At 46.6% G+C, this 11,886-nt stretch carries 8 protein-coding genes; 7 read left to right on the top strand and 1 reads right to left on the bottom strand.

What is annotated here, in order from left to right; translation table 11 throughout:
- The first annotated feature begins 158 nt into the window (after positions 1-158).
- The 7 genes from ACFVVF_RS09145 to ACFVVF_RS09115 all read left to right on the top strand — a co-directional run bounded on the left by ACFVVF_RS09145 (position 159) and on the right by ACFVVF_RS09115 (position 11,233).
- Positions 159-4,298, top strand: a complete 4,140-nt coding sequence (locus tag ACFVVF_RS09145) for an S-layer homology domain-containing protein (RefSeq protein WP_387807448.1) — start codon at positions 159-161, stop codon at positions 4,296-4,298.
- Positions 4,299-4,466: 168 nt separating this feature from the next.
- On the top strand, positions 4,467-5,486 hold the full coding sequence (locus ACFVVF_RS09140) for a trypsin-like serine peptidase (RefSeq protein ID WP_387807446.1): 1,020 nt from the start codon (positions 4,467-4,469) through the stop codon (positions 5,484-5,486).
- 549 nt (positions 5,487-6,035) lie between these two features.
- The gene (locus tag ACFVVF_RS09135) at positions 6,036-7,457 is read left to right on the top strand and encodes an MDR family MFS transporter (RefSeq protein WP_387808957.1); all 1,422 of its coding nucleotides are present in this window, start codon (positions 6,036-6,038) and stop codon (positions 7,455-7,457) included.
- A 121-nt stretch (positions 7,458-7,578) separates the two neighbouring features.
- The gene (locus ACFVVF_RS09130) at positions 7,579-8,769 is read left to right on the top strand and encodes an FAD-dependent oxidoreductase (RefSeq protein ID WP_387807443.1); all 1,191 of its coding nucleotides are present in this window, start codon (positions 7,579-7,581) and stop codon (positions 8,767-8,769) included.
- A 40-nt stretch (positions 8,770-8,809) separates the two neighbouring features.
- Positions 8,810-9,490 carry a TetR/AcrR family transcriptional regulator gene (locus ACFVVF_RS09125; protein ID WP_387808955.1) on the top strand — a complete coding sequence of 227 codons (681 nt, stop codon included), beginning with the start codon at positions 8,810-8,812 and terminating at the stop codon, positions 9,488-9,490.
- 300 nt (positions 9,491-9,790) lie between these two features.
- Positions 9,791-10,060, top strand: coding sequence for a CD3324 family protein (locus tag ACFVVF_RS09120; protein ID WP_387807441.1), 270 nt, complete (start codon positions 9,791-9,793; stop codon positions 10,058-10,060).
- A gap of 201 nt (positions 10,061-10,261) precedes the next feature.
- Positions 10,262-11,233, top strand: a complete 972-nt coding sequence (locus tag ACFVVF_RS09115; RefSeq protein ID WP_387807438.1) for an alpha/beta hydrolase — start codon at positions 10,262-10,264, stop codon at positions 11,231-11,233.
- A 75-nt stretch (positions 11,234-11,308) separates the two neighbouring features.
- Here the strand turns inward: ACFVVF_RS09115 and ACFVVF_RS09110 are convergent, their stop codons facing one another.
- The gene (locus ACFVVF_RS09110) at positions 11,309-11,872 is read right to left on the bottom strand and encodes a GNAT family N-acetyltransferase (RefSeq protein WP_387807435.1); all 564 of its coding nucleotides are present in this window, start codon (positions 11,870-11,872) and stop codon (positions 11,309-11,311) included.
- Positions 11,873-11,886 lie beyond the last annotated feature (14 nt).

The following is an 11,886-nucleotide window of genomic DNA, read 5'->3' as shown; positions in this document are numbered from 1 at the left end:
GGTCAAGTTGATTAGTATCATAAACGATAATCGTTCATTTGGCTACTAACAAGCTAATTTATCCAATTTTAATGTCAGCATGACTTGCTCTTAACCTTCCTATGACATTTCATTGCTAGAATAACTTGAATGTTTATAGGGGAGAGGGGTTTATTCATTTGAAAAAGACCAATCAGCGCTGGGTGGCGGCATTTCTTGCGACAGCGATGTTCGTTCAAGTACTCTGGCAATTTGCAGGGACAGGTTATGCTGCTGCAATTCCGGCTAATACCGACAATTTAGCCAAAAATGTAGTCATCAGCCAGTTTTACGGCGGAAAACTGAATGATACTGCAGACCTGTATGATAATGACTTTGTAGAATTATTTAATCCGACAGCAGTTCCGGTATCGTTAAACGGCTGGTCGATTCAGTTTGCTGACAATGGGCAAAGCGTCTGGAAAGTTGCGCCTCTAGGGGCGCCTACGGACAGCATTCCGGCTTACGGCTATTACTTGGTAGCCTTGGGGAGCAACGGTATTGTTCAGCGAAGTCTGCCAGCATCAGATGCAGCGGGTTCCTTTAAATTGGGCAATAACAGCGGCAAGCTGGCGCTGCTCAATACGACTCAGCCTCTTAGCGTTAATAATCCAATGAACGATGCTTTGAAAGACAACATCGTTGACTTTGTCGGTTACGACCCTGTAGTGGATGCCTATTGGGGCACGCCTGCGAAGCAGGCTGGCAAGTCGAATACGATGCAGCGGCTCGTATTTGACCCGCTTGACCCGACCAAGAATACAACGGCATTAGCGTTTCCGAATCGCGGACACAACTGGGATACGAAGAATAATGGCAAGGATTTCGAGAAAGTAAACACAGGGGTTCCTCATAATTCCAGCAATTCTGCTGCATACGTTGTGTTGGGAGAGAGCCAGAGCATTCGAATGAATACGGGCTCTACTGTAGACCCTGCGAATAATAAATTTCATTTGACTGCATTCAATGGTCTTGTCAAGCAAGGAGCATGGGCTGCGGGTGATTTCACGGTTAATGGCCTGCCAGCAGGCTTGACTGCGACAGCTGGCGCCAACGGATCGGATATCGAGATTACGTTAGCTGGGCAAAGCTCTCAGAATGTGGATGCCGACGCTAACCTGACGATCGACATTAATCCAGTTGCTTGGGATCAAGTTAACGCGCCGTCAGGACCGGTTGGCGTTTACCAGAAGACGAATACTTTAAGCTTGGTTAAATACACGCCGTCTAATATTATTGCTGCTGCTCCGGATGCGTTATCGTCTGCAATCCGCATGAGCGGTTCGAAAGCTTTGAACGCTGTCATTAAGCTGAATGTCACAGCGGGTACAGCTGTAAATGGTGTGCTGGATGCGGATGACTATCTCGTATCGGGATTGCCTGCAGGCAGCTGGAGCATCTCGGCAGAGGGGAATTGCAGCGGCAATTCCATTACATTCTCCATCTCAGGCACTGCCGGCGCTGCAGTCATGAAGACGGTACCGCTTACGATCATTTTGAATCCGGGCGCAGTGCAGGACAACAGCTTCCTGACTTCCGAGCCGATTGGAATCAGCTTGCTTCGTTACAGCCAGCCTCTTCTTACGGATGAAGCGCGGAAGCAAGCTGTCGTGCAAAGCATTATTGCTGATAATACATTTTTTAATGATGCCGTTACGAAAGAGTACAAATACAGCAGCAGTGCAATGGGAGCCAATGAATATACGTTCCTGCGCGGCACTAATTCTTTGTTTAAAGCGGACCAAGCCAGTAAGCTTATCCCGTCTCCGGAATCTTTAATTGACGGGTGGGAGGATAAGGACATTCTGGCTTATACACAAGGTGATGCCCATATTCAAAACGTAGGGTCTTTCAATGACAGCACCGGCGAGATGGTTTTCAGTCTGAATGATGTGGACTCTGCCGGAATCGGCAGCTTCTATGATGATTTGATCCGGTTTGTAACGAGCATTTATGTTGTGAAATACGATAAGGACAGCTCTGGCATCGTGAATTTGCAGGATTCCGACTTCCGGGAGGTATCTGAAACATTCCTCGAGACGTATAAGGATACGCTGATCGAGATTCATAACGACAACAGCAAGAAAGCAACCAAGCTGACAAAAAACAATGTGACGGCTTATACGAAAAGTATGATGGACGGCGTATCCAAAGTGTCTTACGCCGAAGCGCTGCAAAAATTGCTAGGCAAACGGGCGCTCAACGGAAAATTGAACATCGCAGGCAATGCCGATAAGTTTGAACTTGCAACAGAAGCGGAGATCTCCGCACTGACAGCGGGCTGGGATGCTTATAAAACGCAGGTAAGAGGCCAGTTCCCGAATCTGAGCGACGATCAGTTTAATCAGTATTTTACGATTAAAGATATTGTGCGCCGTATCCATCAAGGCATTGGCAGTATCGGCGTTATGCGGTTCAACGTATTGATTGAAGGGCCAAGCGGCGCGAATACCGACGATATCCTGCTTGATGTGAAGGCACAGATGAGGGATGCCGGCATTTCGAAGGATGCTTATCTGAAAACATCAATGGATGTGGATTCGTACCTGGGCACATTGGAAGCGTTGAATGCTTCATTCCTGATCCGGGAAGTGTCGCCGTTCAAGGGAGATTACACCGATAAGCCTTTCAAAAACAAAGCGGAGCTGGAGCAATATTTGATCGATGCTGCTAAGGCATACGCATATGCCGGTTCCCGCTTGAACCAGGTGTCCGATGAGCTGAATTACAAGTTTGAAGACCGTTTTGTAACGGACATCGTTCCAGTATGGAGCGATCTTGAGAGCTTTATTATCAATGCGGCGGAAGACTATTCGCATCAGATTGTGGCTGACTTTGCACTCGTTAAGAGTGATATGCTGGCAGGGAAGCTGATCGACGTATCGACACTTGATTCATTGTCTGTAGATACAGGTACGCTGAATCCTTCCTTCAATCCGGCTGTATCCAGCTACAATGTGTCGGTTGATTCAACGGTTAATGCCATTGCCATTACAGCGAAGGCAAGTGATGCTAAAGCGGCTGTTACGGCGAACGGCAGCCCTTACACAAACGGAACTAGCCAATCCTTCCAATTGTCCGAAGGGCAAAATGAAATTCCGTTTATCATTACAGCGCGGAACGGTTCTACAAAAACTTATAGGGTGACGGTGAACAAGGCTTCGTCGCCAACACCAACGCCATCGTCGACACCAACACCGTCATCAACACCGATGCCGACGTCAACACCAACGCCGACGTCAACACCGACACCGACGTCAACACCAACGCCGACGTCAACACCGACGCCGACGTCAACACCGACATCGTTGTCGACCCCGGCACCGTCACCAACCCCGGCTAATTCCGGAAATATTCCGTCAGCGGGCGGTTACTTGTCCGTGAATGGAGCGGGCATTCAAGTTCCGGCAGGCGCGCTTGACGCAGGCTTCGAGATTACAGTAACGAAGGTGAGCAACACCTCCAGCCTGTTTGTTGACGGCAAGCTGAAATTGCTGGGCGAAGTTTACGAGATTATTAAAAACAAGGCAGGCAGCTTTGCTAAGCCGGTTACGATTACACTTAATTATGATAAGTCGAAAGTGAATTTATCGAAATCGAATTTGGGCTTGTACTGGTTCAACGAAGACACGAAACAATGGATCTCTTTGGACAATATTCAAGTGGATCAAGTGAACGGAAAAGTGTCCGGAACGGTAACCCATTTCACCAAGTTTGCAATACTGATGTCGGATAAACAAGATTCTAAACCTCAGCCAACCGTGACATTTACTGACACGAAAGGTCATTGGGCGGAGTCAGGCATTAATGAATTAGTAGCGCTTGGTGCAATTACAGGTTATCCGAACGATACGTTCAAGCCGAATAACAAAATTACAAGAGCGGAATTCGTTACTATTATTACGAAAGCCTTTAATTTGCAGGGCTCGGCAGGCAAAGGGTTTGCCGACACCAAGACGCATTGGGCAAAAGACGCAATCGCGACGGCTGCGTCGCTTGGCATCGTGAATGGTTATAGCGACAATACGTTTGGCCCGGACGAGTGGATTACCCGCGAGCAGGTTGCGGCAATCGTCGTACGCGCAGCAGGCATTTCAGCAGCAGAGAAGAGCTTTACCTTCAAGGACAGCTCCAAAGTATCGCAATGGGCTAGAGCAGCGCTTGCGGCAGCTGCCGAGAAAGGAATTGTCAGCGGCTATACAGACGGTACGGTGAAGCCGCAAGGCAACACGACTCGTGCTGAAGCGGTGGCCATTATACTAAGAGCCTTGCAGAATTAAAGCTTGAAATGATAAGAGGGTGTCTCCAGAGCCATTGGCTTAAGAGACACCCTCTTTCATTTGGATATCAACTTAGCCTAATTATTAGGCTGAATGCAACATAAGCTGCGATTATCGCGTCAACTAGAACGCAGGAGTCCATTTGATACATACGGAGGGAACTTAGTAATGGCAGTCAATCATTGGCTCAGAAAATCCGCCATTTTGCTGGCATCAACAATAATTATCGCAGGGGCAGTGACGGCCTCAACCGAGTCCGTTCACACATCCATAGCTTCAGAAATAGCAGCAGGCGAGACTGCTATAACCGATACTTCGAATGTGAATCCTAAATTCGATCCTAAAGCGGCTCTTGGGGCTGAAGTGCAAGAAAAGCTGAAGCATGCAGGCCCTGAAGCTGTAGTATCCCGTAACTCGTCAACCGGTAAAACAATCGTTACAGACCGGAAACCAGTCCGTTCTGCAAATACATTTGGCACCGAGCCTTCAACACCTTCCAGTTCAGATGCTGCCGAAGCAGGCTCGGACGTATTCACTCCCAGTTTAGTCATTGGAACCGATAATCGAAGCCAGATCACGAACGTCAATGCCTATCCTTATCGTGCTGTTGTATTTCTAGAAATTACTTACGCAAGCGGGGCAAAAGGAACGGCAAGCGGCGCTTTTGTGAGCAATACCGCTATTCTGACAGCAGGGCATGTCGTTTACAGCCAGAAGCACGGCTGGGCAACTTCCGTCAAGGTCATACCCGGAGGAACGGGCTCCTCCAATAAAACCGCAACTACGTCCGACGTGCTGTCCGTTAATGCTTGGGTCAACAATGCGAATTGGGAATATGATTACGGCATGATCAGAGTTCCCGCAAGCTTAGGTACCGGATACTTTGGCACAAGCGCTAAAAGCGATGCTAACTTAACCGGCAAAGCCATTTACAATTATGGTTACCCCGCTGACAAGAAATATGGAACATTGTGGTATGATTCCGGCACAGTCGGCACAGCAATGGCAAAAAGGTTTCTCCACAATGCAGATACCTCATCTGGCAGCAGCGGCGGCCCTATAAGCCTCACTGCCGATTATACCCATATCGTTGGCATTCATTCCGATTCGTATAACTCAAGCTATAACATTGCTACGCGAGTGACAGCTGATGTCGTTGATTTCATCCAGACAAACACCAGTTGGTGATGAACGGATACTCATTATCAATAAAAGCAAGCCTTGTTCTCCTCATTGTTACGATGAGGGAGCAGGGCTTTTTCTATTCCTGGTTATCGTTACAACATTTTAACGAACATAGTTCTTTACGAACAGTGTTCGTTATGTTATAAATAAGAAGTCGACATTAAAGATGAGTTTAAAGGAGGAAGATAATCCGCAATAGAGACAGCGAACCAGCTTCGCTAAATAACGAAGCTAACTTCGTTCGATGATCGTTTCACAGGCAGCTGGAGGACGACAGCGAAGTAGGGTTCGCTATTGGAGAACCAAGGTTCACGGAGAGCGAATATAGCTTCGCTCCAATAGCAGGCAAGTGCCGCAAAGGCTGGATTAGCGAAGGAAGGTTCGTAAAAAAGCGAATCTGGTTCGTTCGAAGCGCAAGCATACACCCGAGTGGCAAGTTACTTTTGCAAACTAAACTAAATTAAGCCCTAAGCTAAATTAAGCTAAGTTAAGCTTTTCGTTAATGCGGCTTCATACAGATTCCAATTAAGAAAAGAGGTCGTTTGTTTGAATATGCAAGCTCAAAACGCTCCATCTGAATTTTCGCTGAAAAAGATTTTGCCGGTTCTTCTGGCCGTAGCAACGGGCATGTTCTTAATTATTTTGGACAGTACCATTATGAATGTGGCTGTTCCTAAGCTGGTGGATAACTTCCATTCTGATCTCGGCACGATTCAATGGGTTATTACGGCTTACACGTTGGCGCTATCGGCGGTTATTCCGCTCGCCGGATGGTTTTCGGACCGTTTCTCCGCGAAGCGCATGTTTCTTTTAAGCATTGTACTATTTGTCATTGCATCGATGCTTTGCGCATTAGCTCAAACCCCAGGGCAGCTGATTGTGTTTCGAATTTTACAGGCCCTAGGCGGGGGAATGGTCGCTCCTATCGGAATTGCAATGGTGTTCAAGGTTTCGCCTCCTGACAAACGCGGTTCCGTGATGGGTATTCTCGGCATTCCGATGCTGCTGGCTCCAATTCTTGGTCCTGTACTGTCGGGCTGGCTGATTGAATTCATTAACTGGCATTGGATCTTTCTCATTAACCTTCCAGTAGGCATCATCGCCTTTGCAATGGCGTGGCGCTTCCTGCCAGCCTCCAAGCCAAGCAAGGAAATGAAGCTGGATGTTCCGGGTGCATTGCTGGCTCCAATCGCTTTTGCTTCATTGGTTTTCACCGTTCACCAAGCAGGGGAGAAGGGCTGGCTGGATCATTGGACACTAGGGTCTTTAGCGTTAGGCCTTGTTGCTTTACTGCTGTTCATCTGGAATGAGTTCAAGCAGAAGCAGCCTCTTCTTGAATTAAGGGTGTTCCGCTCCAAAACCTTTACACATGGCATTATTTTAAGTTGGATGAACCAAATTGCTTTGTTCGGAAGCATATTGTTGTTCACGCTATATTTGCAGCAGGCAAAAGGACTCTCGCCTCTGGAGGCCGGACTATACGTTATTCCCCAAGCGATACTATCTACAATCGGGATTAATGTAGGCGGAAAGCTTTTTGACCGGTACGGAATTCGGCCGGTTGCACTCATCGGTATTTTATCTTTAACAGGCGCACTCTTTGCCTTGACGCATATTACGGCCAGCACCAGCGCATTTTATATCATGTGCAGCTTCGCTTTTGTCGGGCTTGGCCAAGGTTTAACGATGATGCAGATCAATACGCATGTGCTGAAATCCGCTCCGATCGAGCTTGTGCACCGGGTGACACCGATTACGACTTCAGCACAGCAGATCATGTCTTCCTTCGGAGTAACGATTACAGCCGCGTATCTGTCCCATCAGATCAGGAGCTTGCCTGCCGATCATACCGCGCAGCAGCTGGGACAATCATTCGGCCACACATTCTGGATTACCTTGTCCTTTGCAATTGTCGCTCTGGTTCTGAGCTTGTTTCTGAAAAAATTGCCGCAACCTTCTAAAAAGCTTTCTTGATAAGCAGTCAAAAGAGGAGAAAGGCATTTATTTTTTCGCTTGATTACGAACACTGTTCTTTAGGAACGATGTTCGCGACTTACTTATAAATTTATCATTTAAACAGAGGAGATGTATTTCAATGACAACAGTATCTAATGAACAAAAACGAATTGCGATTATCGGAGCTGGCCCAGGCGGATTGACACTGGCTTTGCTTCTGCAGCGTAACGGCATTCCAGCCGTTATTTATGAACGGGAACAGCAAGATCAAAGCCATGCAAGAGGCGGCACGTTGGACATTCATGAGGAATCCGGACAAAAGGCGCTCAAAGAAGCAGGGTTGTATGAGGAGTTCCAAGCTCTAGCCCGCTATGAGGAAGAGGATTTCCGTATCGTGGATAAAACCGGGAAAATCTATATTGATGAAGAGCCGGAAGCTGAACAGTTGGAAGCAGCACAAACAGGAGGGCGTCCCGAAATTGACCGTGGTGTTCTATGCGACCTGCTGCTGCAGGCGATTAACCCCGGTACAATCAAGTACGGGTATAAGCTTCAAAAGGCGGTTTCACTGGAAAATGGCATGACCGAGCTTCACTTTGAAAATGGCGAGGTCGAAACGGCTCATCTATTGATTGGGGCAGATGGTGCCTTTTCCCGAGTGCGTCCGTTGCTGACAGATATCGATGTCGAGTATTCAGGCCTTACGATGCTTGAGCTAAACATACTGGATGCAGCAGAGAAGCATCCTGAATTGGCAGCCTTCAATAAACGCGGCAAGATGTTTGCTCTGGACGACAACAAAGGCATTCTCGGTCAGCTCAATGGAGATGGACGAATTAAAGTATATGCCAGCTTTAAGGCGGAAAGAAGCTGGCTGGAGACAAGCGGGATCTCCTTCGATCAGCCCCAAGAAGCCAAGGAGCAACTGCTGGAGATTTTCCATGATTGGGATGAGCAGCTTAAAGATTATATTCGTTTCGCTGAAGATGCCATTTTGCCCAGACGTATCTACATGCTCCCTATCGGCTTCAAATGGGATCGTAATCCTGGTGTTACGCTAATTGGGGATGCGGCCCACGTTATGTCGCCTTTCGCGGGAGAAGGCGTTAATATGGCCATGTTTGATGCACTGGAGCTTGCTCTTGCGATTGCCCGGCATGCAGATGATTTTGGCAAAGCGATTGAGGAATATGAGGAGATTATGTATCAGTTTTCCGCTGAGAAGGCAAGGGAATCCGATGATAGCTTACAGCTCACCTTCGGAGATAATGCCGCTGCCAAGCTTGCTGAGATGATGAATTCGATTTATGAGCAATTCGCTCAGCAATAAAGATGTTGAATTTCTCACTGCGCTATATTATAAAGAGAATATGAACAATACAAATCGGGTTATCGTTAGTCGTCGGGACCGTCCGGCCAAAGATCCTCTAAGCCGTGAACTTATCGTGAGAACCGCCTATGAATTACTGAAGGAGCAAGGCTTGGCGGGCATGAGCATGCGTAAAGTGGCCAAAGCTTTAGATACAGGGCCATCTTCCTTGTACGTTTACGTTAATAATTTGGAAGAACTAAATTCATATGTATTGGATTCCGGGTTAGGTGAACTGGTACTGCCGGATTCCGGAGAAGGCTCCTGGAAGGAACGGTTATTCGGAGCGTTGAGCTCGTATTTCCTTCTATTGATTGAGAACCCGGGTCTTGCGGAAATCTCATTTTCCACGATTCCGCGGGGTGACAAATATATGGAGCTAATCGAATACATTCTAACTGCCTTGCATGAGGGCGGAGTCAGCCCGAAATCTGCAGCTTGGGGAGTAGATCTGCTGCTGCTGTATGTGACCTCAATAGCATTCGAGAAGCATACTTGGAGGAAGAATGGGACGATGCAACCGTCGGATCTGAAAGAAACGTTTAAAAATGCGGACCCCATTCGTTTCCCTTTCATTCGCAGTCTGAATGAGCAAATGTTCTCCGAAGGAACGGAACTTAGTGAACGGTTCCGGTGGGGGCTGGAAGCGACTTTGCAAGGCATTCAACTCAATAATAAGTAACAAGCAGCATAAAAAGAACAGCTGATTTCGGTCAGTTGTTCTTTTTGTTATATCCGGTGCTAGGATCATTTTTGTCGCAGAAATTATGCTATAATTTTAGAATCAAAAAGGGGGTGCTTACTGATGGAGAATCACTTAAGATTGTCTGGTACTGCTTCCACTCATGCAAAGCCTATTATTAGAAAAGCTATACTTTGCATGGGGCGAAACGTTCTACTATAGCGCTGAACGAACAAGCTTTCCTAATATGTTGGGCTTTGCACCTTATTTTTCAATCTTCAAAATAAGGAGCGGGCAGCAATGAAATATACGAATGCATCAAAGGTTTTACCTAAAGAGCTGATCAAGGAGATTCAGAAATATATTCAAGGGGAGACGCTTTACATCCCTAAGCAGCAGACGGAATATAAAGACTGGGGCAGCATAAGCGGCGGAAGAGAGCTACTGGATCGGCGGAATAACGCGATACGGAATGCTTTTATGAATCATATTAGTATTGAGCAGTTAGCGAAGGAGTATTTCCTTTCAGCCGACACCATTAAGAGAATTGTTTATTCGCATAAAAAGTAAGGAAAGGCACTGGTGAGATTTATTTCATCAGTGTTTTTTATGTCAATGATGATTCTAAATCATCTTTATCATTTCGGATTGTTATCGCAATCCTTACAATAGAAGAGTGACGATGGCGAGCTGAGGCATTCCCGGAATAAAACAAATGATAACCTGCAAATAATGAAGGTGGATTCAACAAGAGAGTGAGGAACAAGAACGATGAGTGAACCAACAAGCAGAAGCAGACATCTGATTGATCCGGAAATTGTGAGTGCAGTTGATTTAATACCAACAACCGATCTGACCTATTCCAAGTTAATTGAATCACGAGAGAATCAATCGAAAATGATGCCGCAGATCGATATAACGGAGAAGTTCCCGGTTACCTTTGAAATAAAGACTGTGCCTAGCTATTTTGGCGGTCCAGCGATTCGAATAGAGATTATTAAGCCTAAGCAGTCCAAGTATGATAAGCTGCCGCTCTATTATTCCATTCATGGCGGCGGAATGGTTATGGGAAGTCCGGTTGGCGAGCGTATTAATAATGCCTCGCTTGCGGTACAGCATGGTTTCTGTTGTGTATCGGTGGGTTATCGCCTGGCGCCGGAGCATGCTCAGCCAAGCCAGCTGCAGGATTGCTATTCAGGACTGAAGTGGTGTATCGAGCATGCTGAGGAATTAGGAATCGATAAAGAGAAGGTTGCTCTTGCAGGCAGCAGTGCCGGCGCCGGATTAGCAGCTGGCGTAGCCTTGTACATTCGGGATCAGAAGGAATTCGAAATTCAACATCTGCGGCTCATAAGGCCGATGCTGGATGACCGTACAAGTGTTGTGCCGGATCATCCCTATGCGGGCGAATATATTTGGAACAACCGAAGCAACTATTTTGGCTGGAAATCAGTATTGGGCCATGAGCCAGGTCTGGAAGAAGTAAGTGAGTATTACGTGCCAGCACGTGCAAAATCATTAGCGGGCCTGCCGCCGACCTATATTAATATAGGCACCGTTGATTTATTCATTGATGAAGCGCTGCTGTTTGCGAAGCAATTGGTATTCGACGGTGTCTTAGTAGAGCTGCATGTATACCCGGGATATCATCATTTATCACCAATGTTCCCGGATGCGCATTATTCGAAAGAAGGCGCCGCAACAAGCGAGCATGCGTTGTTGAAAGCTTTGAAGCTGATTTAATTTGTAGAATATTGAAGTGAAGCGACAGTTATACAAATGAGCCTTGGGGAGGTTTCCCCAAGGCTTTTTTTATTCTTATTTACGAATCATTGCATAGATACACGTATCTGTTAATTCGGTGCCATCAACTGATAAATCCTCATTTTTTAAAATCCCTTCTAGCGTAAAACCTAACCTCTCTGGAATTGCCCGACTTTTAACATTCAGTGAATCACAGCGTATTTCCAGCCTGCGGGCCTTTAGCTTACTAAAGGCAAAAGAAATGATGCCTTCAACCGCTTCTGTCATAATTCCCGTCCCGCTGTGGCGAGTATCCAGCCAATAACCAATTTCGAATTTTGGAATATCCCAATTGGGGTTATGCAGACCTGAAGAGCCTACAAATTGGCCAGTGTCTTTCAAAAAAATGAGCAGCCTCAGATCTTCCCGGGCTATAAATTTTGCATGGGCTTCTCTAACGTTAGCCTCTGTATCGGCTTCGTTTTGCTCCTTCTGCATAAAAGGCAGCCAGTGTTTTAACTCTGTTTTAGATGCTTGCAGCGATTCATAAACAAGCTTCCCGTCACCTGGTCTAGGCATTCGTATTAATAACCTTTCCGTCTCAAACTCAGCAGGAAAATCCAATAGCAGCGGATTCAATCTAAATTCCCCCT

It is taken from the genome of Paenibacillus sp. NPDC058174 (assembly GCF_042883865.1).
GTDB lineage: Bacteria > Bacillota > Bacilli > Paenibacillales > Paenibacillaceae > Pristimantibacillus.
This window is presented reverse-complemented; position numbering and strand designations above follow the sequence as displayed.

Coding starts and splice junctions, on each gene's coding strand:
- ACFVVF_RS09140 (WP_387807446.1), top strand. CDS start 4,467: ATGGCAGTCAATCATTGGCTCAGAAAATCCGCCATTTTGCTGGCATCA.
- ACFVVF_RS09135 (WP_387808957.1), top strand. CDS start 6,036: ATGCAAGCTCAAAACGCTCCATCTGAATTTTCGCTGAAAAAGATTTTG.
- ACFVVF_RS09130 (WP_387807443.1), top strand. CDS start 7,579: ATGACAACAGTATCTAATGAACAAAAACGAATTGCGATTATCGGAGCT.
- ACFVVF_RS09125 (WP_387808955.1), top strand. CDS start 8,810: ATGAACAATACAAATCGGGTTATCGTTAGTCGTCGGGACCGTCCGGCC.
- ACFVVF_RS09120 (WP_387807441.1), top strand. CDS start 9,791: ATGAAATATACGAATGCATCAAAGGTTTTACCTAAAGAGCTGATCAAG.
- ACFVVF_RS09115 (WP_387807438.1), top strand. CDS start 10,262: ATGAGTGAACCAACAAGCAGAAGCAGACATCTGATTGATCCGGAAATT.